Below are 23,134 nucleotides of genomic sequence, written 5' to 3'. Positions count from 1 at the left end.
CCAATCTGAAGTGATGGGAGTTTCCGCAAAATCAGCGTCTCCGCCGTGGCGGTGCCAGCGGTTCGGAGTGGCCTATCGTCACGCGGAGCTGCTCGGGTGGCTCTGGGTCGGAGAAGCCGTCCGCAGCAATCGCGGTATCCAGGCCTCGGAGCGCTACGGATTTCTTCGGGTCCCGTCGCGATGTCATGCCTTCATTCCACGCATGCACCATCTGCTTGGCAACCGGACGCCAGCGCGGCTCGTTCCTGGCCGCTTCGATCACTTCCTCGCCGATCTGAACCGCCGATCCGCACAAGCGCTCGACCATCTCAGCGTAGTGCCGTGGCGCGATGCCGAGCCGCGCATTGAAGAAGCGCTGCAGCGCCTTGCCCGCCACCCAGGTCTGGCGGCCGTCGATGGACAGCCCCGGCGGATCGTTCGCGAAGGGCGGGTAAGTCTGTGTCGTTACGATATCGTAGACCGGCGTGAAACCCACGTCGCCGAGCCGGGTGTAGGGCAGAGCAATGCTCTTGGCGTGGCAATCCGCGTTGCGCACCACATAGTTGGTCAACACATGCCAGCCGAATTGCTCCAACTGAACACGTAGCTGGGCGGACGGCAGGTAGGCGCGCGTGGCGTTCAGCACCTTCTCTGTGGTGGTCGCGTATTTTTCGTGGGGCGGCAGGCCGAGCAGCCCGCAGGCATCTTCGAGTCCGTGCGTCGGCGTGCCATGCTCGTCCACGTCGAAGCGTTCGGCCACCAGCACCCGGCGATCCTCGGACATGCGGGTTCGGACCACCGGCACGACATTCAGGCGCTCCAGCACCCGCATGCTGTAGAACACGTTGAAGCCGAGGTAAGGCGTGCTGTCGTCCGAGCCCTTGATGATGTGGCGACTGGTGCGTAGCGCGGGCTTGCCCAGCGGTCCCAGCGGTCCCAGTGGCTCGTCGTGCGTTTCTTCCGGCGCGATGAATGGGCACCACGCCCGAAATCGATGCGCGGGCATAGCGGCGCACCAGCACTGCGAAATGCCCGGCGGTGTTCTCGGCCGTCAGCAGGCTCTCGATCTGCAGGGGCGCCATGTCCACGCCGGGCTTGCCCCCCTCGGGCGTGACCGCGACACCACCGATGCCGCTGCCCCCGACAACTGCCAGCAGGGACAGATCTGTGCCATCGAGCAGTGGCCCGAACTCCTCGCGAATGATGTTCAGCAGATAGCCCTCGGGCAAGTTCTGGCGGAAGAACGGGTGCAGATCACGCTGCCAGCGCCATGGTTCATCACGCACCGGCATGGTCAGGCTGACGAAATCGGCCGGATCGGCGTCAGGCAGATACTTCAGGACGTACTCGTCACGCTCGCGATAGAGTTGAGCGACGGTCTTGCCGCTAACCTGAACATCGAGCTTCATGCAGAATCACCTCGACGCTGCTCGGCGAGGATGTCCTCGACCGTGCGCGCGTGTCCAGCCTTCACCAGCTTCAGGTCGTAGCCGGCGGCTTCGAGCAAGCTCACCAGCGCGGACACGCTCATGTCACCGTTGGCCAGGTTTTCCATCCGCGCCACGGTCGTACGCGCGACGCCCGCCCGCTGGGCAAGTTCATCTTGGCTCAGCCCCGCTTCTCGGCGAGCACCTCTGAGCATTCCGGCAACATCGGACAGCGTCGTCACTGTAGCCCCCAAGCATCAAATTAACCTCACAAGGCCAATAATGTAGCCCTCGGGACACAAAATCTTGAGCAACCGACTGCGATGAGTGTCCGTCAAGCCACCTCAGGCTACTCACCATGGAAGTTGCCCATTCATTTCGCCCAACGCGATCTGGACGCGATCATCCAATGTCCCGCATGCTGAGGATCAACGACAACGGATCCACCGTCGCCTGGTCTGGAATCAGGGCCGGGCTGTAGGTCCACAACTGCCACTCGTGAGCACCCGGCATCGCCTCAGGCAGTTCCTTAATTCCGGCCTTGGTTGCCGCACGTTGCATCATCCAAAGAGTCGTGGATAAATATGCAGCTTCAGGTCCATAAGCACATGATGATTGCCCAGCCCCAGCCTATCCCGTGCCACACACCCGCGCGCGCTGTCGACACGTTGCAGAGCGATCTGGCCGACTTCGTTCCGGTTGGGCGGCGACATGTTTCTTGCAACCAAGGACGGCTCCACAACAGCACGCACAGCACGGAATCCCGTTCCTCCCGTCATCCCGCTGGCGGAGCCCACCTCCAGTTGTCCACGAGGGCGCACGGGTCCGCGCCGATCACGGATAGGCTGCCACCCAGCTACAAAACAGGTGACTTGGCGATCATGTCCCAGCAGGTCACACCATCTCGCCCAAGATTTGTAGCTAGACTTGTAGCCAGCACAGATTGACGTCAATGATCTACAAAAAACACGAACAAAATCAATAGGCTACGAAACATATGAAACTTGCCACCTGGAACGTCAACTCCCTGGCCGTGCGCCTGCCGCAGCTGCTGGACTGGCTGGCGGCCAATCCGGTCGACGTGCTGGTGCTGCAGGAAACCAAGCTGACGGACGATAAATTCCCTACCCTGGACATCGGCGCGGCCGGCTACCAGGTGCAGTGGTTTGGCCAGAAAACCTATAACGGCGTGGCCTTGATCAGCCGTGAGCCGGCCCTGGATGTGGTGAAAAACATTCCCGGCCTGGCGGATGAGCAGGCCCGGGTGATCGCCGGCACGGTCGCGGGCGTGCGCTGCATCGGCGCCTACTTCCCCAACGGCCAGGCACCCGGCAGCGATAAATTTGCCTACAAAATGGGCTGGCTGGAGGCCTTGCGCGTCTGGGTGGCCGATGAGCTCAAGCGGCACGAGAAGCTGGTGCTGATGGGCGACTTCAATATCACGCCCGATGACCGGGACGTCTACGACCCCGTGGCCTGGGCCGGTCAGATCCACTGCACACCAGAGGAGCGCGCCCATTTCCAGGGCCTGCTCGATCTAGGCCTGGTGGACGCCTTCCGCCTCTTCGAGCAAGCACCCAAGAGCTGGAGCTGGTGGGACTACCGCAACCTCGCCTTCCGCAAGAATCAGGGTCTGCGCATCGACCACATCCTGGTCAGCCAGGCGCTCAGGAGTGGGGTCAGGTCTTGCGTGATCGACAAGCTGCCGCGCAAGAATGAGCGGCCCAGCGACCACGCCCCGGTGCTGGTGGAACTGGCACCGTAAGGCGGGCCGAGCCCCGTCTTACTTTGACGCGCGGGACACGTAGAGGGCCAGGGCCTTGATCTCGGCCTCGCTGAGCTGCGGGAAGGCCGGCATATTGCCCAGGCCGTTGCGCAAGGCGCGAGTCACACGATCGGCATCGGGCTTGATTTCATCCAGCACCGGGCCGACCGCACCCTCGCTTTGCGCGTCTTTCAGCGTGTGGCAGAGGGCGCAGGCGGGCGCGGCGTCCTTGATGAACAAGCGCTTGCCCAAGGCCATTTGGGCCTCTACTTGCCTGGCCTCATTGGCGGGCGCCTGCGCGCTGGCCGGCTTGGCTTGCAGCAGGCTCAACGCGCTGACTGCGGCCAGGGCAAGACCCGCGGTGCGCCCGTGGGGGTTCGTCTTGATTGCTGCAATCAACATGGCCGAGACCTGTCTGAGAAGGATCAAGCCAGCGTCACGCTGACAGCGTGATCGGCCCAGCTATTGTTGTTGTAGCCGCCCACGTTTTCCATGCGCTGCTCGGGCTGCACATTGCCGGCGGTGTCGGTGGCGCGGCTGACCAAGGTGTGGCTGCCTGGGGCCAGCTTGGCGGCCAGGGCAAACTGGCGCCAGGCGTACTTGCCCAGATCCGGGCCCACCAAGCGGGCATCGCGCCAGGTTTTGCCCCCGTCAATGGAGACCTCGACCCGCTTGATGCCATGCAAGCCGCCAAAGGCCACGCCCTGGATCTGCACCGGGCCGGCCACGCCGGGGCGCTCGGCCAAGGGGCTGTTGATCCAGGACTTGACGACCATCTCCAGCACCGAAGGCTGGCTGGGATCGGCCTTGCTGCCCGGTGGCGAGATGCGATAGCCGTGGGCCATGATCTTGGCGTCGGACTCTTGCGCGGTGAAAGCCAGGCGCTTGATGTACTTGATCTGGTTGACGCCCTGGTAGCCCGGCACGATCAGGCGCAGCGGGCCGCCATGGGCCAGGGAGATGGGTTGACCGTTCATTTCCCAGGCCAGCAAGGCCTCGCCCATGGCCTGGGCGGGCACCGAGCGTTCCACCACAATGGACTTGGGGTCCAGCCCGGCAGGCAGTGCCTCACCACCGGTGCCGGTCATGAAGCCATGGCCGGGCAGCACACCGCCCAGCAAGTCCACCACCTGGCGAACCGGCACGCCGGTCCAGACCACGCAGCCGGCGGCGCCCACCGTCCAAGGCGTGCCGCTGGGTTTGCTGGGGAAGAAGCCGCGACCATTGCCCGAGCATTGCAAGACCATGGTGAGGGTCTCGACCCCCAGGGTCTTGAGTTCGCGCAAGCTCAGGCTGCGAGCTGATTTGACGCCTTCCACCTCGAGCTGCCAGGCCTCGCGGTCGTCCAGGATGCTGGCATTGGGCGCGGGCAGATTGTTGCGCACATAAAGCTGCTCGGACGGCGTGATCAAACCCATGCCGAACACCGAGCGCTTGGTTTCCAGCGTGCTGCTGCTGTGCTGGATCAGGGCGCTGGCATCCTTCCAGGCCGCATAAGCGGGCAAAGGCTTGGCGCCGGCCGCCGCCGGCGCAGCAGAAGCCGCCGGAGCCGCGGCCTGGGCACCTGCGGCCTGGCTGAAAGAACCCAGACCCACGGCAGCCAGCGCGGTGGCGCTGCCGGCCAAGATCTGACGCCGGGCAAGGACAGGGGCTTGGGTGGACTGGGGCATGGAAATCTCCGGGGAATTTTTAGGGAGTCCGGATGGTAGCGCCACTGCGTACCAGCCTGACTCAGGTCAAGCCCTGTTGATGGCGTCCTGCGCCCTTCCATCAGCCTGATCGCAATACGCACGCCTGCCAGGGCAAATTTGATCAAAAAGGACGGCGCCCCCTTGCCCATGCCCATCGCTACACGTATTCTTTTTAATACCAAATTTACAATTGGTATTAATTTGGTAATTTTGTGGTTACTTTGGTGCTGAGCGCTCGTGCCAAGCCAGCAAAGTTGTCCCGTCCAAGATCCGCTTACACACCGTGCTGAATAAAAAGTCCAGACTCAAGCCTCCCTGCCCCCCTAACGCCGCGGGCTTCACCCTGGTGGAGTTGATGATTGCCGTCGTCGTCGCAGGCATCCTCGCGGCCCTGGCCCTGCCGGCCTATACCCAGTACATCAGCAAAAGCCGGGCCAAGGGCGCCAGCGCCGACCTGGCCGCCCTGGCCCTGAACCTGGAAAACAAATACCAGTTGCAGCTGAGCTACCCGGTCATCGAGGAAGGCGCCGCCAACTCCACCCGGCAATTCAGCGCCTGGGCACCGACGCAGGCCGATTACTTCAGCTACGCCGTGCGCAGCGATGCCAATAGCTACACCTTGTCGGCCAGGGGCAAGGGCTCGATGGCCGATTGCAGGCTGAGCATCAATCAGGCCAATACCCGGACGGCCACCCCGGCCTGCGGCTTCAGCACATGGTGAGGGCACGCGCCCGGCTCGCTCGGCGGCAGCAAGGCCTCACCCTGATCGAGCTGATGGTGTGCATCACCATCGCCATGCTGCTGGCCGCGGCCGCGACACCGTTTGCGCTGTCCTGGTCGCACCAGTCCTCCGTGCGCCAGACCCATGCCCAGTTGCGCCAGGGCCTCAGCCAGCTCAAGGCCACGGCTTTGCGCAACCCGGTCGCGGCGCGCTCGCCCGATACCTCGGCCACCCTGGTCACCCAGGCCGGCCAGTTATGCCTGCATGCCGGGCTGCCCACGGAGCTGAATTGCACGGCCGCCCTGTGGCAATCCCGAGTGCCTGCCAGCGTGACGGTGGCGGGCGCCAGCAGCAGCTGCGTGGCGCTGGACAGCAATGGCTTGCCGCTTGCGGCCAATGTGGGCAACCGTGCCTGCGCCAGGCAGCCGACTTTTGTGATCAGCCGTGGCGACGAAACAAGCCAGCTCATTTTTGATTGAACACCCTATGGCAAAGACCCGGCAGCACTATCAAGCCCCCCTGCGCAGGCCGCAAGCACAGCGCGGCATCGCCCTGATCGAAGCCCTCGTGTCCATGGTCTTGCTGGCCATCGTGGGCCTGGGTCTGGTCTACGCCCTGGGCCGCAGCCTGGTGGCGCAGAAGTACCAGAAGGCACAAAGCCTCGCCGTGCAAACCATCCGGGCCGACTTGCAAGGCCGGGGCTTGGCCGATGGCTGCCCGAGCAGCGGCAGCAACAAGCTCACCCGCAACGCCGAGCCCATCGTCGAAAGCGTCGACCTCAGCGGCCTGAGCAAAGCCTGCACCATCAAGACCGTCACCGTGGATATGGCCGGCATCAGCAAGACCACCACCATGGCCCAGGTGCGCTACGAACTCGAGGCCCAGACCCTTTTCGGTCCCGGCACCCTGCTGTTGAAGAACTGATGATGCGCAGCCACCCGATACCGAAGAGAACACACCCCCAACACCACCAACAAGGCCTCAGCCTGATCGGGCTGATGGTGGGCTTGCTCATTTCCATGCTGACCATCCTGGCGGCAAGCACGCTGTATCGCAGCACCGTCAAGACGGTCTTTGGCGAGCAGGGTTTGCTCAAGAGCGCCGTGCAAGACGGCCAACTGGCCTCCGGCTTGATGAGCGCGCAGATGGCTTTGCAAGCCGCCGGCTACGGCATCAGCGCCCCAAGCGCCGGCAGCCATTTGCTGCTCCTGAAAGACGCCAGTCTCAGCCAGGACGGCAAGAGCCTGCGCGGAACGCCGACGGCGATTGGCAATGTGCTGCAGTCGGGCAATGCCCTGGTCTGGATCTACGACGACAATCCCTCGCCAGCGCTGAGCAGCCCGCGCTGCCAGGCGCTCTACTCCGACGCGGTCAGCAAGGCCTTCTACCTCCTGAGGTCGAGCACCGCCTGCGAACCCCTGGCCACCCAGTGGGGCAAGATCGCCTGGGAGCGGCACACCTTGGTTGAAGCGTCCGTCATGCAACAGGCCATAGGCCTGAGCGCCCAGTCCGGCAGCAATTGCTGGCCCTTTGGCGGCCTGCCCGAAGCCATCAGCACTTACAGCCCGCCCGCCGCCTCGCTCAGCGTGCAACTGAGCTATGCCGGCAGCGTGCCGGGCAGCAGCAATACCTATACCAGCTGCCTGGCCAACTTCCCAGCCTGAACCATGCACCGACCCCTGCCCTCCACGCGCGCGCAGCAGCGCGGCGTCTCTACCCTGCTCTTCATTCTGCTGACCGGCCTGTCCCTGGGCGGCATGGTGTTCGGCGCGATCTCTTATGTGCGCGGCCTGCAGTCGCAATCCACCACCGTGCACGCCTTGACACAGGCCCAGCTGAAGGCCTGGAACGGCGCCGAAGTCCTGCGCCAGTACCTGTTGCAAGTCAATGCCAACGATCTCAGCAAGCTGGCCCTGAACTCGCCCGCCACATTCACCGGTCTGGACGATGTCACCGCGACCCTGAGCCAGGCCCCCAGTGATGATGCGCTCAACTGCCCGGGGGGCAAGATGCTGGCCTTCGACATCGTCGGCAGCAGCGCCGGCGCCAGCGCCCTGCTGGCCACCAGCTACTGCGTCAAGCCCGGCAAGGCTCACAACCCAGGGCCCAAGGCGGCCATCAATATCAAAGGAGATCTGGGGCTGGGCGGCAATATCGAGGTGGTGGGCGGCGATGGCCGAGCCCGTGTGGTCGTGGACGGCAAGGTCACGGGTGGCGGCAGCATCAGCGGCATCGAATTCCTGTACGCCAAAGGCGCGATTGAGTTGCAGGGCAGCACCTCCAACGGCACGCTGTTCTCCGAAAGTTCCATCGCCCTCTCGGGCAGCGGGGACTACAACAAGCTGCAGGCCATGGGGGATATCAAGCTGTCCGGTGGCGTGAGCGTCAAAGCCAGTTACAGCAATGCGGCGACCTCGCTGAGCAGCAATACCGTCATCGATCTCAAGTCCATCGGTCCCGTCACCCTGGCCGGTGCCGCCAGGGTCACAAATCTGATGACCAAGGCCTATGTGGATCACAAAGGCGCCGAAATCAGTGGCAACGCCCAGGTCCAAGGCGACTACCAGAAAAACGGCTGGGGCAGCGTGGCCAGCGGCAACTATGGCGGAGCGCTGACCGGCACCGGCGGCGCCATGGTGAACATGACGCGCAGCCCCGGCCTGCAAGTCAATCTCCCCTTGCTGACGGCAGAAACCATCACGGCGCCCACCTTCGATGCCTACCCCTACAAGGCCGTGGCCAACTATGTGTTCGAGCGTGTCAACGGCGCCACCAAGGTCAGCGTGCGCTCGGTCACCGGCATCCCTGACGGGGCCTACTTCCTCGTCGGCGAGGGCAGCAATCAAGACTATTTGTGCAAAAGCAATAGCTACAACGCCAACAGCTGCGTGGCCAAAATCTGCACCGGCAGTTCGGCCAACAACTCCTGCTTTGCCTATGACAACGGCAGCAACACATGGAGCATCAGCAGCAATATCAGCGACGGCGCCATGGCGCCAGGCGTGCTCTGGTTCGACGGCAATCTGGTGGCAGGCAACGGCGTCTACTACAACTCCTGGATCGCTACGGGCAATATCAGCACCCAGGGCAACCACCGCAGCTACGCGGTCAATTTTGCGGACTACGCCCGGATCTGCAACGGCAGCCGTTATGCCCGCACCCTGCCCAGCAATTTCTGCGTCCCGGGCCAGGCCACATTGAAGCCCCAGAGCGTGGGCAATATCTGCTTGGGTTCGGGGGGCTTGCTGAACGGCAGCTTCCGCGGCGGCAAGATCAGCCTGGGGGCCAATGTCGAGGTCTTTGGAGACGTGCTGGCCGGCGACGTGCTGGAGAGCAGCGGCAGCACCGTCATCCACGGCTATATCGCCGCCGCTGATCTGGGCACTTATATCGGCGGCAGCAAGCTGGGTGCCAGCACCCGCCTCGATATGAACAACCTCCCCGCCAGCTACACCCCGGGTGGCGGCCAGGACATCCATATTCCCGCCGCAGTCACCCTGCTCTGGTCGCGCTACCGCTGAATATCCGGGGCTGACACCGCCGCAAGCGCGGCGGCCTCCCGCAGCTTGTCCTTCTTGCTCTTGCGCCGGCCCTTCACGCCGCCATTGCCGCTTCTTTCGGCCTCGGCCAAGGCAAGACTGCTGGGCTCGAAGCCGGCAATTTGCTCGCGCGGCACGCGCTGGCCCTGGCGCTTTTCGATCAGGCGGAAATGCGCCTCGCCATTGCTCAGCTGGCCGCTGATGAAGCTCAGGGCCAGGCCCGACTCACCGGCCCGGCCGGTGCGGCCGATGCGGTGGGTGTAGTCGGTGGCCGAGCGCGGCAGATCGTAATTGAGCACCACCGGCAGATTGGGAATGTCCAGGCCGCGCGCCGCCACATCGGTGGCCACCAGCACCTGCACTTCGGAGTTCTTCAGGGCTTCCAGCACCCGCGTACGCCCGCCCTGACTCAGCTCGCCATGCAGGGCGGCGGCCTTGATGCCGGCCTTCCAGAGCTTGTCCGACACATGTTCGGTCGCGTATCTGCTCGCCACAAACACCAGCACACGGGGCCAGCCCTCCTGGGCCAGCAGATGGCGCAGCAAGGGCGTGCGGCGACTCTCGTCCACCACCAGGGCGCGCTGGGTGATGGCGGCCGCGCGCTGCGGCTCCGCGGCGAGCTCGACCCGCGCGGGATTGCGCAACAAGCCCGCCGCCAGGCGCTCCACCGCTAGCGGGAAGGTGGCCGAGAAGAACAGGTTTTGCCGCCGCGCGGGCAGCTTGGCCAACACGGCCTGCAACTCCTCGCTAAAGCCCAGATCCAGCAGACGGTCGGCCTCGTCCAGCACCAGATGGTTGACGGCGCCCAAGCTCAAGGCACGGTGTTCCAGCAGGTCGAGCAGGCGGCCCGGCGTGGCCACCACCACATCGGTGCCGCCCCGCAGCGCCATCATCTGCGGATTGATGGAGACGCCGCCAAAAGCGACCGAGATCTTCAGCGGCTGGGCCAGTGCACGGGCCAGCTCACTCAGGCTTTCACCCACCTGCAGCGCCAACTCGCGCGTGGGCACCAGGATCAGGGCCAAGGCCAGGCGCTGCGGCGCTTTTTGCTCGAAGCGCTGCCGCAAGACGTTTTGCAGCAAGGGCAAGGTGTAGGCCGCCGTCTTGCCCGAACCGGTCTGAGCCAGGCCCAGCACATCGCGCCCCTCAAGAATCAGCGGAATGGCGGCGCTCTGAATGGCGGTGGGAGCGTGGTAGCCTTGTTCGCGCACGGCGCGCAGCAAGGCGGGCGACAGGCCCAGGGTAGCGAATGACATGCAAGGCCTAAAAGTGAGGGGGCGATTTTACGGCCCGCCGTGGCCGCGGCCATGGATCCAGGCCGGATTCAATCGAACAAGCCCTGCTGCTCGGCCACGGCCTGGCCGCTGGCGCGCGCCTCGATGGCCAGCAGGCGCTGCTTGGTCTGCACCCCACCAAAGGCGGAGAAGCCGCCCTGCCCCTGGTTGAAACCGCCTCGCGCGGCCAGCACGCGGTGGCAGGGCACGATGGGCGCAAACGGGTTGTGGCCCTCGGCCCGGCCGACGGCGCGGGCCGCAGCGGGCCGGCCCAAACGGCTGGCGATCTCGCCGTAGCTCAAGGTCTGGCCGACGGGGATGCGCCGCGTCAGGGCCAAGACCTGGGCATCAAACTCGGCCAGGCCGCGTTCGTCCAGCACCAGGCTGAGCAACTCGCCCGCATCGGCCGTCTCGCCGGCCAGCAAGCGGCGCACACCGCGGATCGCATGCAAGACATCCGCCGGCAATTGCTCGCTCTCGCGCGCCGCGGGGAAGCGCACTCGCATGCGGTCGCGCGTCGCGCCTTCACTTTCTTCCGGTAGCTGCGAGCCGCAAATGCCGCGCGGCCCCCAGGCAATCGCGCAAACGCCCAAGGCCGTGCTGTAGCAATGGAAGAAGACCGACTCGTTGGGATTCATGCGCGCGAGCCTCTGCTTGGATGGGTGTTGACTCTTTCAGAGCAAGGCCGCGGCCTGGTGCCGGGCCTCATGCGCCTCCACCTGGGCCGCGATGCCGCTGCGCGACTGGCTGGCCAGGCGCGCCACCGCCCGCACATCCATGGCCTTGTACTGATGATCGGACCAGATCTGCCGCCAGCGCCGCGAACCCGCCTGGCCATTCCACAGGCCCAGGGCATGGCGCATGGCCTGGGTCCAGGGCCGGCCCGAGGCGACCTGCTGCTCCAGATACAGCAACCAATCGGCCTCCACCTGTTCGCGGCTCTGCGCCGGCCCCGCCGTGCCGAAGAAGCGCTGATCCCAGCCCGCCATCTGCCAGGGCTCGTGATAGGCCTGGCGGCCCACCATCACGCCGTCCACATGCTGAAGCTGCTCGGCGATTTCGTCATCGCTCTTGATGCCACCGTTGAGCACGATGGTCAGCTGCGGGAACTCGCGCTTGAGCTGATGGACCAGCTCATAGCGCAGCGGCGGCACCTCGCGGTTCTCCTTGGGCGAGAGCCCTTGCAGCCAGGCGTTGCGGGCATGGACGATAAAGACCTCGCAGCCGGCCGCGGCGATCTGGCCGACGAAGTCCCGCACAAAGCCGTAGCTCTCGATCTTGTCGATGCCGATGCGATGCTTGACCGTGATCGGAATGCTGACCGCATCGCGCATGGCCTTGACGCCATCGGCCACCAGGCCGGGCTCGGCCATCAGGCAGGCGCCAAACGCGCCGCGCTGCACCCGCTCGCTGGGGCAGCCGCAGTTCAGATTGACCTCGTCATAACCCCATTGCTCGGCCAGCTTGGCGCAAGCCGCCAGATCGGCCGGCTCCGAGCCCCCCAACTGCAAGGCCACCGGGTGCTCGACCTCGTTGAAATCCAGATGGCGCGGCTTGTCGCCATGCAGCAAGGCCCCGGTCGTCACCATCTCGGTATAGAGCAGGGTTTGGCGGGTCAGGAGTCGGTGAAAGGTTCTGCAGTGCTTGTCCGTCCAGTCCAGCATCGGCGCGACGCTCAGACGCCAGCGCCCGTGAGAGGCCTGTTTATCGATGGAATCCGCGCCGTTCGCGCCTGTCTCGTTCTCGCTCATTTGCTCGCTTTACTGCCCTTAGCGGGACCTGGACGCAATAATCGGTGCAACAAAACACAGATATTGCACCGATCTATGGGGCCGATTCTCGCATGCGGGCACTGCAAGAGCCGCCCCTGCTGGAGCGGGCCCGCCGGACTGCGCGTCAAAGCTCGGCTTGCACGCGGCGGCGCTGAAACTCGCTGGGCGCCTCGCCAAAATGCTTTTTGTACATGCGGCAGAAATGCGCGCTGCTATTGAAACCCCAGGCAAATGCGACCTGGGAAATCATCGGTTTGGCAGCGGCCCGCTCACTCAGCTCCTGATGGCAGCGTTCCAGCCGGGCCTGCCAGATATAGCGGTCGATGGAAATGCTCTCGTCCTCAAAGACCCGGTGCAGATAGCGCTTGGAGCAGCGCATGGCCAGGGCGATGCGGTCGATGCTGAGGTCGACCTCGGCCAGATGAGCATGCACATACTGCTTGACCCGCGCCCGCAGCACGCTGGGCAAAGTGGCATGTTCGCTGGCCTCGCTTTGGTGGGCGGCCATGGTGGAGGCCAGCAGGCCGATAACGGTCTCGCTGAGCGGCTGGCCCACACCATTGGGCAGCGCCGGCAGCTGACCGGCCAGTGAGCGAAGGAATGAGCTCAATACAGCGTACAGACCTTGGGCATTGCTGCTGCTCGCCTCGCAGGTATGCAGGCTGGGCACCTTGAAGCCGCGCAACTGCTCGCGCGGCACCTGCACCACCAGCAGGTCCATGCGCTCGAAATTGGTCACCGAATAGGGCACGCGCGGGTCGTAAAAACTCCAGTCGCCCGGGTGCAGCGTGAAGGCGCGCTCGCCCTGCTGGATCTCGGCATGGCCTTGCAATTGCAGCACCAGTTTGTAGAGCGAATCCATGGGCAGCTCGGTGACGCTGCCGCAACGCCGGACCCGATGCGCCGGCGCATGGATGCGCAACATGCGCAAGGGGCCCACATCAAAGGCCGAGATATCGGCCTCCAACTCCGGATCTTCCAGACGATCCACGGCCAGATTGCCAAAGTAATGGGCATTGATGCGGCCCCAGGCCGCGGCGCGGTCCGCACGGTGTTCGCCCCGCGTTGTGAAGTCAGAATGATCCATCGCTGCCTTGCTCCATGGCCGTTTTGCCTGCGCCAAGGGCCACACACACTTTGCACGCGCCGGGCGCGGCAAAACACTCAGATATTAGCAATACTAGTGCAGGCACCCCGGCCGGCTCATGAGGGAATACGCGAGCTACCCCGCGTTCTCGCCAAGACCGGGCAGCGCATCATGTCCGAGCCGGTTTCAGGATTCGCTGATGCACAGGTATTTGCTGTCCACATATTCCTGAATGCCCAGGAAGGAACCTTCGCGCCCCATGCCGGATTGCTTGACGCCGCCAAAGGGCGCGACCGCCGTTGAAATCAGGCCGGTATTGATCCCCACCATGCCCGCCTGGATGGCGCCCGCCACCCGCCAGACCCGGCCGATATCGCGCGAGAAAAAGTAGGCGGCCAGGCCGAACTCGCTGTCATTGGCCATGGCGATGGCCTCGACCTCGGTCTCGAAGCGGAACAGCGGCGCCACCGGGCCGAAGATTTCCTCCTTGGCCAGGCGCATCTGCGGGGTGACGCCGGTGAGCAGGGTCGGCTGATAAAAGCTTCCACCCAGCGCATGCCGCTTGCCGCCCAGCAGCAGGCTTGCGCCCCGCGCCAGGGCATCGGCCACCAGGGCTTCGACCTTGAGCAAGGCAGGCTCGTCGATCAGCGGGCCCTGGGTGACGCCCGCTTGCCGGCCTTCGCCGACCTGCAACTGGGCCATGGCCTGGGCCAGCTTGGCGGCAAAGGCCTCGTAGACGCCGGCCTGCACCAGCAGGCGATTGGCGCAGACACAGGTCTGGCCGCTGTTGCGGAACTTGCTGGCCATGGCGCCCTGCACGGCGGCATCCAAATCGGCGTCGTCGAAGACGATGAAGGGCGCATTACCACCCAATTCCAGTGACAGCTTTTTCAAGCTCGGCGCGCATTGGGCGGCCAGGCTGCGGCCCACCTCGGTGGAACCGGTGAAGCTGAGCTTGCGCACCACCGGGCTGGCGCAAAGCGCCGCCCCGATCTCGCGCGCAGCGCCGCAGACCACATTCAGCACACCGGCGGGCAGGCCCGCGCGCTGGGCCAGCTCCGCCATGGCCAGGGCCGATAGCGGCGTCTGCAGGGCGGGCTTGATGATGAGGGTGCAGCCCGCGGCCAGCGCCGGAGCGGCCTTGCGGGTGATCATGGCCGAGGGGAAGTTCCAGGGCGTGATGGCGGCGCACACGCCCACCGGCTCGCGCGTGACCAGGATGCGTTTATCGCCCCAGGGGCTGGGGATGATGTCGCCGTAGACCCGCCTCGCCTCCTCGGCAAACCACTCGATATAGCTGGCGGCATAGGCGATCTCGCCACGCGCCTCGGCCAGCGGCTTGCCCTGCTCGGCGCTCATCAACAGGGCCAGGTCCTCCTGGTGCTGCAGCATCAGGGCATGCCAGCGTTGCAGCAGCTGGGCGCGCGCTTCGGCGGTCTGCGCGCGCCAGGCCGGCAGGGCTTTGGCGGCGGCCTGGATGGCTTTTTCGGTCTCGGCCGCGCCGGCATATGGCACTTGGGCGATGGCGGCCCGCGTGGCGGGATTGTTCACGCTCTGGGTCTGGCCGCTATCGGCCGCCAACCATTGGCCGTCAATGAACAGGCCGGTCTTGAGCAGGCCGGGGTCTTGCAATTGCAGAGGATTCATCGTGAAACGATCAGTAAGGGCTGTGGGAAGAGCGGGCCGGCGCCGCGTTCGGCCCGGCCGGCTTGAACTGGCCCGCCAGGGCCGTGGCCGCCTTGACCAGCAGGCTGGTGTCCACGCCCACGGCGACGAAGGAGGCGCCGGCGTCCAGATAGCTTTGTGCCTGGGCCGGGTCGGCGCTCAGGATGCCGGCCGCCTTGCCGGCCGCGCGCACCGTGGCGATGCCGTCCAGCAAGGCGCGCTGCACCTCCGGATGGCCGGGCCGGCCGCGATGGCCCATGGAGGCCGAGAGATCGGCGGGGCCGAAGAACACGCCGTCCACGCCAGGCACGGCCGCGATCGCGGCGAGATTGGCCATGGCCTGCACCGTCTCGGCCTGCACCAGCAGGCACATCTGCTGATTGGCCTGGTCCAGATAGCCCTCGACCTGGTTCCAGCGCGAGGCCCGCGCCAGCGCCGCACCCAGGCCGCGCAGGCCCTGCGGCGGGTAAAGCATGGCGCGCACCATCAGCGCCGCCTGCTCGGCCGTGTCCACCATGGGGATCAGCAAGGTCTGCGCGCCCAGATCCAGGTATTGCTTGATCAAGGCCACATCGCCCTGCACCGGCCGCACGATGGGCGAGACCGGGTAAGGCGCCAGCGCGCGCAGCTGGCTCAGCACCGAGCGCGGGTCATTGGGCGCATGCTCGCCGTCCAGCAGCAGCCAGTCGAAGCCGCAGCCGGCCAGCAGCTCGGCCGCATTGGCATCGGCCAGGCCCACCCAGAGGCCGATCTGGGTCTGGCCGGCGCGCAGGGCCCGCAAGAACCGGTTTGTTGGCATCTCCATGCAGAGGGCTCCTGGTTCAGACAAAACGAAAGGCAATACTGCCCAGCGGCCCGTAGTCGGCATGGAAAACATCGCCCGCCGCCCCCGTCACCGGCCGGGTAAAAGAGCCCGCCAGCACCACATCGCCGGCGTTCAGCCCTTCCTCGTAGGGCGCGATCTTGTTGGCCAGCCAGGCCACGCCATGGGCCGGATGGCCCAGCACGCCGGCGGCCAGGCCGGTCTCTTCGATCACGCCGTTCTTGAACAGCAGAGCGCCCACCCAGCGCAGGTCCAGTGCATCGGGCTTGACCGGTCGGCCGCCCAGCACGATGCCGGCGTTGGCGGCAAAGTCGCTGATGGTGTCGAAGACCTTGCGCGGCGCCTTGCTCTCGCGGTCGAACTGCTCGATGCGGGCGTCGATGATCTCCAGCGCCGGGCAGACGTAATCGGTGGCCGCCAGCACCTCGCACAGCGTGGCGCCCGGGCCCTGAACGGGCTTGCCCAGCACAAAAGCCAGCTCCACCTCGACCCGCGGCGCGATGAAGTGCTTGAGCTCGATATCGCCGCCCGATTCAAAAAACATATCGTCCATCAGCGGCGCGTAGTCCGGCTCGCTGATCTGGCTGGCTTGCTGCATGGCGCGTGAGGTCAGGCCGATCTTGCGGCCCCTGATGCGCCGGCCGGCCTTCAGCTCCAAGCCCACCCAGGCGCGCTGGATGGCATAGCCGTCCTCGATGCTCATCTGCGGAAAACGCAGGGAGAAATGGCGCAGCTGGCGGCGCTCGCGGCGGGCGGTCTGCAGCTCCAGGGCCAGGGCTTGAATGGCGGCGGCGTCAAGCATGGGGGGCTTTCTTGAACAAATCGTGCAGATTGCCGAACTTGGCGTCGAAGACCTCGGCGCCCTCGTCGATCTGCAGCGTCAGGCCCAACGGCCGGCTGGCCAGCAAGGGGGCGAAAAAGGCTTTGGCAACGGCCGCCAGGGCCTCGCCCACCTGGGCGTGGACGGCGGCGCTGCGGCCCCGGCCCATGCGCAGATGCAGATAGGCGAAGTCGCGCCCGGGCTGGGCATCGGCCACCGCCGCATGGCTGGCGGCCAAGGCGAACACGCGGATGCCGCCCAAGGGAAAGACGGCTTGGCCCGCCTCATCGCTTTGCGCTTGCATGGCCAGGGCCAGCTCCTTGCAGAGCTGCTGCAGCTCGCAAGCCTGCCCCAGGGCGGGGCTGTAGAGGATGTGCAGATGGGGCATGGCTCAGGCTCCCGCATCGAGCGCCGCGCCGGCAGGCCGCGCCTGCAAGGGCTGGACCGGCAGCAAGGCATTGATCTGGCCCGTGCCCGAGCTGGGGAAGTAAGGCGTCACCACCTCGGCATGGCCGCGGTACTGCTCCCAGCCCAGCGCGCCCAGCAGCATGGCGGTGTCGTGCATAAAGCCCTCGCCATGGCACTTCTCGGCGTACTCCGGCAGCATGGCGCAGAAGGTGGCCCAGTCGCCGCGCTGCCACATCGCGACCACCTCGTGGTCCATCTGCTCCAGAAACGGGCTCCAGCATTTGTGCAGGAACTGCTCGGACACGCCGTTCTGGGCAAAGCGATGGCTCAGCGAGCCGCTGGCCAGAAAGGCCACCCGGCCGGCGTAGTCCCGCTCCACCGCCTCGCGCATGGCGCGGCCCAGGCGGGCGCTATCGGCCAGGGAGTGCACGGTGCACAGGGCCGAGACCGAGAGCACCTTGAAGTGCTGGTCCTCGTTCATATAGCGCATGGGCACCAGGGTGCCGTACTCCAGGCTCAGGCTGGTGTCGGCATGGGCGCGGGTGCGCACGCCGGCCGCGCTGGCGGCGGCCGCCAGCAGCTCGCCCAGGGCCGGGTTGCCCGGGTATTCATAGGGCAGGTTCTTGATGAAGTGCGGCAGCTCATTGCTGGTGTACAGCCCCTTGAAATGCGCCGCGTTATTGATGTGATAGCCCGAGTTGACCAGCCAGTGGGTGTCGAACACGACCAGGGTGTCCACCCCCAGCGCGCGGCAGCGCTGGCCGATGATGCGGTGGCCCTCGATGGCGGCGGCGCGGCAGCCCTTGTGCGGGCCGTCCAGCTCCGACAGATACATGGACGGCACATGGGTGATCTTGGCGGCGAGTGATAGCGTGCCCATTTGCTTTTCCTCCTTGCTTACCAGTGCGGGATGTGGTGCGCGCCCAGGGACACGCAGATGTTTTTGGGCTCCAGAAAAACCTCGTAACTCCAGCTGCCGCCCTCGCGGCCGGTGCCGCTGGCCTTGGTGCCGCCAAAGGGCTGGCGCAGATCGCGCACGTTCTGGCTGTTGACGAAGCACATGCCGGCCTCGATCTGGGCCGCCACGCGGTGGGCGCGGCCGATGTTCTCGGTCCAGACATAGCTGGACAGGCCGTAGGCAGTGTCATTGCTGAGCGCCACCGCATGGGCCTCGTCCCGGAAAGGGATCAGGCAGGCGACCGGGCCGAAGATCTCCTCCTGGGCGATGGCCATGCGGTTGTCCACATCGGCAAACACGGTGGGCTTGACGAAATTGCCGCGTGCCAGGGCGCCGCCCAGTTCCGGCGCCTCGCTGCCGCCGCAGACCAGGCGCGCGCCCTCCTGCTGGCCCAGCTCGATGTAATGCCTGACCTTGGCCAGGTGGGCGGCGCTGATCATGGGGCCGATGATGGTTTTCTCGTCCAGGGGGTCGCCCAGCGCCAGGGCCTGGGCCCGCTCGGCAAAGCGCTCGACAAAGCGGGCGTAGAGGGACTGCTGCACCAGGATGCGGCTGCCGGCGGTGCAGCGCTCGCCGTTATTGGAGAAGATCATGAAGATCGCCGCGTCCAGGGCGCGCTCGAAATCGGCGTCCTCGAAGATGACGAAGGGGCTTTTGCCGCCCAGCTCCATGCTGAACTTCTTCAGCCCGGCCGCCTGCACGATGCGTTGGCCCGTCAGCGTCGAGCCGGTGAACGAGATGGCCCGCACGTCAGGATGGCGCACCAGGGGCTCGCCGGCCTCCTGGCCATAGCCATGGACGATGTTCAGCACGCCGGGCGGGATGCCCGCCTCCAGGGCCAGCTCGCCCAGGCGGGCGGCGCTCAGGGGCGAGAGCTCGCTCATCTTCAGCACCGCCGTATTGCCGAAAGCCAGGCAGGGTGCGACCTTCCAGGTGGCGGTCATGAAGGGCACGTTCCAGGGGCTGATCAGGGCGCAGACGCCCACCGGATGGAATAAGGTGTAGTTCAGATGGCTGGGCGTGGGATAGGTGTGGCCGTCGACCCGGCTGCACATCTCGGCGAAGAAATGGAAGTTGTCGGCCGCGCGTGGGATCAGCTGCTTGGCCGTCTGGCTGATGACCTGGCCGGCGTCGCGGGTCTCGGTGGCGGCGATCTCGGGCACATGCTGGGCGATCAGCTCGCCCAGGCGGCGTAGCAGGCGGGCGCGCTCGCTGGGGGCCAGGCCGGCCCAGGCCGGAAAGGCGGCCTTGGCCGCCGCCACCGCGGCCTGCACCTCGGCCTCGCCGCCACGCGCCACCTCGGCCAGTACCTCCTGGGTGGCGGGATTGAGGGTCTCAAAAGTGCGTTCGCTCGCGACGCTGCGGCCGTTGATCAGATGGCTTATGTGGGGCATCTCGTCGTCTCCAGAGAAAGGGTGTTGGCCAGGCGGCCGATCTGCTCGATCTCGCACAGCACCTGGTCGCCGGCCTGCACATTCACCACGCCCTCGGGCGTGCCGGTCAGGATCACATCGCCCGGCGAGAGGGTCATGAAGGCGGACAGGTACTCGATCAGCTCAGGGATGCGGTGCACCATATTTGCCGTCGTACCGAGCTGCTTGAGCTGACCGTTGACCAAGGTGCGCAAGCCCAGGGCATGCGGATCGGCGACGGCCTCGGCCGCCACCAGCCAGGGGCCGAGCACCGTGGCGGCGTCGCGGTTCTTGACGCGCAGATTGGGCCGGTACCAGTTCTCCAGATAGTCGCGCACCGCGTAGTCGTTGCAGACCGTGTAGCCCGCCACACAGGCCATCGCGTCCTTCGCCTTGACCTGGCGCGCCGGTTTGCCGATCACCACGGCCAGCTCGCACTCGTAATGCATCATGGCCACGGCGGCGGGCCGCTCCGTCCGGCCGCGGTGGCCGAGCAGACTGCCCGGGCTTTTGAAAAAGACCAGGGGTTCGTCCTTGACCCCCACCGTCAGCTCGGCCGACAGCTCCTTCAGATGATCGGCGTAGTTCAGGCCCAGGGCGATGATGTTGCCGACCTCGAAAGGCGGCAGCCACTGCACCTCGTCCTCGGCCAGCACCCGGCCGTCCTCCAGCTGCAGGCCCCGCGCATGCGGGACGCAGGCGTGGACGGCACCGGCATAGACCACACGGCCGCTTCGCTGCGCGGCCTTCATACCGCCTCCTCCGCCAGCGCGGCGGGCAAGTCCAGCGGCGCCAGGCCCTCGATCTCGATTCGCGCGGTCTGGCCCACCCGCAGCAGCGGCGGCCGCGCCAGCGTCCCCAGCAAGAGCAGATCGCCCGGCTGCAAAGTCATGAACTCGCTGACGTCGGCCAGCAAGGCCGCCACGCCGCGCTGCATGCCGCCGGTGCTGGACTCGCACACGATCTGGCCCGCAATGCTGACGCGCAAGCCCAGCGCATCCGGATCAGCAATCTGTGCGGCCGGGCTGGGCCGCCCCACGGCCAGCGTCGCGTCGCGCGCCCGCAATCGCACCGAGGGCCGATAAAAGTCCCGGTGCGGCACGAAGAGATCGGCCACCGCGGCATAGCCGGCGACATGGTCGAGCGCATCGTCCGCCGAGACATGCCGGCAGCTGCGCCCGATCACGATGCCAAGACTGGCGCCCAGGCTCATGCCCTCGGCACCGTTGACACCGAGCGCGATACGCGGTGCCTGGCCCGCCGCCAAATGCGTGTGGACGGGCTTGAAATACAGCGCCGGTGCCCGTGGCGGCGCCTTGTACGGCGGCGCGAACACCGCCTCCCCCAAGTCCGCCAGGGCCTGCCTGGGGTTCAATAAAGCGCCGTAGACCTGGCCGGAAAAGCTGCCGGGTGCAAAGCCGAAATCGGCCAAAGGCGTGCGAGCGGGCCTTGCAAGGGCGGCCCCGGACCCCGAGTTAGTTGCTAACATATTAGTATTCAATGTAATTGCTAAGATGTGAGCATGTCAAGCCAAAAAATCCCACCGGGCAAGCGCGCCCAAACCCCTCTTGCAAGCGCCAGGCCCAAGGCCGCCCAAGCGCCAAAGAACCCCAGGACCGGCATCGCCCATCGCAATCTGCCCCTGCTCCTGCTGCAGGCGCGGGAAGCCGTCATCGGGCGCTTCCGCCCCCTGCTCAATGAGCAAGGCCTGACGGAGCAGCAATGGCGCATCCTGCGCGCCCTGCTGGAGCGCGGCCCGCTGGAGCCGCGCGAGATCGTGCGCCTGTGCGGCATCTCCAGCCCCAGCCTGGCGGGCGTGCTGGCGCGCATGGACGATCTGGGCCTGGTGCTGCGCGAGCGGGTCGACAGCGACCAGCGCCGGGTGATGGTGTCCATCTCGCCCAAGGCCCAGGCTCAGGCCCTGGCCATGGCCCCCACCATCGAAGCCATTTACGCCGGCATCGAGGCCCAGGTGGGCAAGCCCCTGGTCGATGACTTCTACCGCCTGCTGGACCAGATGCTTGACAAGCTCAGCCCGCCCGAGGGGGACGGCGGCACGGACCCAGAGCGCTGAGCACCGAGGATCAAGCAGCCGTTCCCCTTCAAGCAAACACGCAGGGTCCGATCCAGCAACACTGCGCCTCAGACAAAGCTGAGGACAGGCATGGAGACAAGACAAGCGCAGCAAGCTTTTGAATACCTGGTGATAGGTGCCGGCTCGGCCGGTTGCGTGCTGGCACATCGGCTGGTGAAGGCGGGGCGCTCGGTCTGCCTGCTGGAGGCCGGCCCCAAGGACGACACGCCTTTTGTGCATATGCCCGCCACCTTTGTGAAGGTGATAGGCACGGAGCGCACCTGGCTGTACGAAAGCGAAGCACAGGCCGCTGCGCAGGGCCGCAAGATGGTCGTGCCCCAGGGCCGCACCCTGGGCGGCGGCAGCTCGGTCAATGCCATGGTCTACACCCGCGGCACGCCCGCCGACTACGAGGACTGGGCCGCCCAGGGCGCGCAGGGCTGGGGCTGGGACGAGGTGCTGCCCGCCTTCAAAAAGGCCGAGAACAACCAACGCCTGGCAGGCCGGCTGCACGGCACGGAGGGCCCGCTGCGGGTCAGCGATCCGCGCTGCCGCCACCCCCTGAGCCTGGCTTTTGTGCGCGCCGCCCAGCAAGTCGGCCACAGCTATAACGACGACTTCAACGGCGAGACCCAGGCCGGCGTGGGCTTCTACCAAAGCACCACCATGGACGGCAAACGCGGCAGCACGGCCGCCACCTATCTGGCCGAGGTGCTGGGCAATCCGCTGCTCTCGGTGCGCACCGGCGCCCAGGTGCTGAAAATCCTGCTGCAGGACGGCCAGGCCTGCGGCCTGCGCTACCGCGACGCCCAAGGCCAGGTCCACGAACTGCGGGCCCAGCGCGAGGTGCTGCTCAGCGCCGGCGCCCTGGCCTCGCCCAAGATCCTGCTGCTCTCGGGCCTGGGCCCGGGCGAGCAATTGCAGAAACTAGGCATCACGACCGAGCGCGATCTGCCCGGCGTGGGCGAGAACTTCCAGGATCATCTGGAGGTCTCGGTCTACGGCCGCTGCCGCGATCCCATCAGCCTGCTGGGCCAGGACCGCGGCTTGGCGGCCATGCGCCATGGCCTGCAGTACGCGCTGTTCCGCCAGGGCCTGCTGAGCTCCACCGTGGTGGAGAGCGGCGGCTTTTTCGACACCAGCGGCGCGGGCCGGCCGGATGTGCAATTCCATGTGCTGCCCACGCTGGTGGGCGATGTGGGCCGCGAACCCCTGGCCGGCCACGGCATCTCGCTCAACCCCTGCGTGCTGAGGCCGCAGTCGCGCGGCACGGTGCGCCTGCGCAGCCCCGATCCGCTGGCGCCGATGCTGTTCGACCCCCGCTCACTCAGCGCCGAGGCCGATGTGCAGACCCTGATGCGGGGCCTGAAGCTGGCGCGGCAGATCCTGCGCGCACCGGCGCTGCAGGCGCTGATCAGCGAGGAATTGGCGCCCGCCAAAGAGGCCTTGATCGACGACGCCACGCTGGAGCGCCATGTGCGCAGCCATGCCAAGACCGTCTACCACCCGGCCGGCACCTGCAAGATGGGCGTGGACCCCATGGCCGTCGTCGACCCCCAGCTGCGGGTGCACGGCGTGGGGCGGCTGCGCGTCTGCGACGCCTCCGTCATGCCCACGCTCAACAGCGCCAACACCAATGCGCCGGCCATCATGATCGCCGAGCGCTGCGCCGAGTTCGTGTTGGGCAGGCCCTGAATTTCCAGTCTCAACAGGAGGAAG

23 protein-coding genes and 1 pseudogene are annotated in these 23,134 nt (G+C 66.1%); 8 read left to right on the top strand and 16 right to left on the bottom strand.

Annotation, left to right across the window (positions count from 1 at the left end):
- Window positions 1-31 precede the first annotated feature (31 nt).
- Window positions 32-1,388, bottom strand: a pseudogene (locus HNP55_RS17995) (type II toxin-antitoxin system HipA family toxin).
- Window positions 1,385-1,648, bottom strand: a complete 264-nt coding sequence (locus HNP55_RS17990) for a helix-turn-helix domain-containing protein (RefSeq protein WP_004354738.1) — start codon at window positions 1,646-1,648, stop codon at window positions 1,385-1,387. The pseudogene HNP55_RS17995 and the gene HNP55_RS17990 overlap by 4 nt, the downstream one beginning before the upstream one ends.
- Window positions 1,649-2,403: 755 nt before the next feature.
- On the opposite strand from HNP55_RS17990, the gene xth reads away from it, so the two are divergent.
- Window positions 2,404-3,171, top strand: coding sequence for an exodeoxyribonuclease III (gene xth, locus HNP55_RS17985; RefSeq protein ID WP_184302501.1), 768 nt, complete (start codon window positions 2,404-2,406; stop codon window positions 3,169-3,171).
- A gap of 18 nt (window positions 3,172-3,189) precedes the next feature.
- Here xth and HNP55_RS24805 read toward each other — a convergent pair whose 3' ends face one another.
- Window positions 3,190-3,573 (bottom strand): c-type cytochrome, encoded by a 384-nt coding sequence (locus HNP55_RS24805; protein ID WP_184302498.1) that lies wholly within the window; start codon window positions 3,571-3,573, stop codon window positions 3,190-3,192.
- A gap of 23 nt (window positions 3,574-3,596) precedes the next feature.
- Complete coding sequence (locus HNP55_RS17975; RefSeq protein WP_184302495.1) at window positions 3,597-4,841, bottom strand: sulfite oxidase; 1,245 nt, start codon at window positions 4,839-4,841, stop codon at window positions 3,597-3,599.
- A 304-nt stretch (window positions 4,842-5,145) separates the two neighbouring features.
- Here HNP55_RS17975 and HNP55_RS24705 point away from each other — a divergent pair, with 304 nt between their 5' ends.
- The 5 genes from HNP55_RS24705 to HNP55_RS17950 all read left to right on the top strand — a co-directional run bounded on the left by HNP55_RS24705 (window position 5,146) and on the right by HNP55_RS17950 (window position 9,104).
- Window positions 5,146-5,583, top strand: a complete 438-nt coding sequence (locus HNP55_RS24705; RefSeq protein ID WP_348648728.1) for a type IV pilin protein — start codon at window positions 5,146-5,148, stop codon at window positions 5,581-5,583.
- Window positions 5,577-6,062, top strand: coding sequence for a type II secretion system protein (locus tag HNP55_RS17965; protein WP_184302491.1), 486 nt, complete (start codon window positions 5,577-5,579; stop codon window positions 6,060-6,062). Before HNP55_RS24705 ends, HNP55_RS17965 begins: the two co-directional genes overlap by 7 nt.
- 7 nt (window positions 6,063-6,069) lie before the next feature.
- Window positions 6,070-6,507, top strand: a complete 438-nt coding sequence (locus HNP55_RS17960; RefSeq protein WP_184302488.1) for a prepilin-type N-terminal cleavage/methylation domain-containing protein — start codon at window positions 6,070-6,072, stop codon at window positions 6,505-6,507.
- Between the two features lie 74 nt (window positions 6,508-6,581).
- A complete protein-coding gene (locus HNP55_RS17955) occupies window positions 6,582-7,247 on the top strand; it encodes a hypothetical protein (RefSeq protein WP_184302486.1) in 666 nt (221 codons plus the stop codon).
- Window positions 7,248-7,250: 3 nt separating this feature from the next.
- Window positions 7,251-9,104, top strand: coding sequence for a hypothetical protein (locus tag HNP55_RS17950; protein WP_184302483.1), 1,854 nt, complete (start codon window positions 7,251-7,253; stop codon window positions 9,102-9,104).
- Here HNP55_RS17950 and HNP55_RS17945 read toward each other — a convergent pair.
- From HNP55_RS17945 to HNP55_RS17890, 12 genes are all read right to left on the bottom strand, one after another.
- Window positions 9,095-10,378 (bottom strand): DEAD/DEAH box helicase, encoded by a 1,284-nt coding sequence (locus tag HNP55_RS17945; RefSeq protein ID WP_184302480.1) that lies wholly within the window; start codon window positions 10,376-10,378, stop codon window positions 9,095-9,097. The genes HNP55_RS17950 and HNP55_RS17945 overlap by 10 nt on opposite strands.
- 68 nt (window positions 10,379-10,446) lie before the next feature.
- Entirely contained in the window at window positions 10,447-11,034 is a 588-nt protein-coding gene (locus HNP55_RS17940; protein WP_184302477.1) for a methylated-DNA--[protein]-cysteine S-methyltransferase, read from the bottom strand.
- 36 nt (window positions 11,035-11,070) lie between these two features.
- Window positions 11,071-12,060, bottom strand: a complete 990-nt coding sequence (gene dusA / locus HNP55_RS17935; RefSeq protein WP_246448518.1) for a tRNA dihydrouridine(20/20a) synthase DusA — start codon at window positions 12,058-12,060, stop codon at window positions 11,071-11,073.
- A 232-nt stretch (window positions 12,061-12,292) separates the two neighbouring features.
- Window positions 12,293-13,255, bottom strand: coding sequence for a helix-turn-helix domain-containing protein (locus HNP55_RS17930; RefSeq protein WP_184302471.1), 963 nt, complete (start codon window positions 13,253-13,255; stop codon window positions 12,293-12,295).
- A 186-nt stretch (window positions 13,256-13,441) separates the two neighbouring features.
- Entirely contained in the window at window positions 13,442-14,902 is a 1,461-nt protein-coding gene (locus HNP55_RS17925) for an NAD-dependent succinate-semialdehyde dehydrogenase (protein ID WP_184302469.1), read from the bottom strand.
- Between the two features lie 10 nt (window positions 14,903-14,912).
- Window positions 14,913-15,725: a 4-hydroxy-2-oxoheptanedioate aldolase gene (gene hpaI / locus HNP55_RS17920; protein WP_184302466.1), complete on the bottom strand. Its 813-nt coding sequence runs from the start codon at window positions 15,723-15,725 to the stop codon at window positions 14,913-14,915.
- A 16-nt stretch (window positions 15,726-15,741) separates the two neighbouring features.
- A complete protein-coding gene (gene hpaH, locus HNP55_RS17915) occupies window positions 15,742-16,545 on the bottom strand; it encodes a 2-oxo-hept-4-ene-1,7-dioate hydratase (RefSeq protein WP_184302463.1) in 804 nt (267 codons plus the stop codon).
- Window positions 16,538-16,951: a 5-carboxymethyl-2-hydroxymuconate isomerase gene (locus tag HNP55_RS17910; protein WP_184302461.1), complete on the bottom strand. Its 414-nt coding sequence runs from the start codon at window positions 16,949-16,951 to the stop codon at window positions 16,538-16,540. The genes hpaH and HNP55_RS17910 overlap by 8 nt, the downstream gene beginning before the upstream one ends.
- Before the next feature lie 3 nt (window positions 16,952-16,954).
- On the bottom strand, window positions 16,955-17,851 hold the full coding sequence (hpaD, locus tag HNP55_RS17905) for a 3,4-dihydroxyphenylacetate 2,3-dioxygenase (RefSeq protein WP_184302458.1): 897 nt from the start codon (window positions 17,849-17,851) through the stop codon (window positions 16,955-16,957).
- Between the two features lie 17 nt (window positions 17,852-17,868).
- Window positions 17,869-19,323 (bottom strand): 5-carboxymethyl-2-hydroxymuconate semialdehyde dehydrogenase, encoded by a 1,455-nt coding sequence (gene hpaE / locus HNP55_RS17900; RefSeq protein WP_184302457.1) that lies wholly within the window; start codon window positions 19,321-19,323, stop codon window positions 17,869-17,871.
- Window positions 19,311-20,093 (bottom strand): fumarylacetoacetate hydrolase family protein, encoded by a 783-nt coding sequence (locus HNP55_RS17895; RefSeq protein WP_184302455.1) that lies wholly within the window; start codon window positions 20,091-20,093, stop codon window positions 19,311-19,313. Before HNP55_RS17895 ends, hpaE begins: the two co-directional genes overlap by 13 nt.
- Entirely contained in the window at window positions 20,090-20,830 is a 741-nt protein-coding gene (locus HNP55_RS17890) for a fumarylacetoacetate hydrolase family protein (protein WP_184302453.1), read from the bottom strand. Before HNP55_RS17890 ends, HNP55_RS17895 begins: the two co-directional genes overlap by 4 nt.
- 33 nt (window positions 20,831-20,863) lie before the next feature.
- Between HNP55_RS17890 and hpaR the strand changes: the two genes are divergently transcribed.
- Both hpaR and HNP55_RS17880 read left to right on the top strand, forming a co-directional pair.
- Window positions 20,864-21,415, top strand: coding sequence for a homoprotocatechuate degradation operon regulator HpaR (gene hpaR / locus HNP55_RS17885; protein ID WP_184302451.1), 552 nt, complete (start codon window positions 20,864-20,866; stop codon window positions 21,413-21,415).
- A gap of 90 nt (window positions 21,416-21,505) precedes the next feature.
- The gene (locus HNP55_RS17880) at window positions 21,506-23,110 is read left to right on the top strand and encodes a GMC family oxidoreductase (protein ID WP_184302450.1); all 1,605 of its coding nucleotides are present in this window, start codon (window positions 21,506-21,508) and stop codon (window positions 23,108-23,110) included.
- Window positions 23,111-23,134: the final 24 nt, after the last annotated feature.

Origin of the sequence: Roseateles oligotrophus, from assembly GCF_014204525.1 — a bacterium.
GTDB classification, from domain to species: domain Bacteria; phylum Pseudomonadota; class Gammaproteobacteria; order Burkholderiales; family Burkholderiaceae_C; genus Paucibacter_A; species Paucibacter_A oligotrophus_A.
This window is presented reverse-complemented; position numbering and strand designations above follow the sequence as displayed.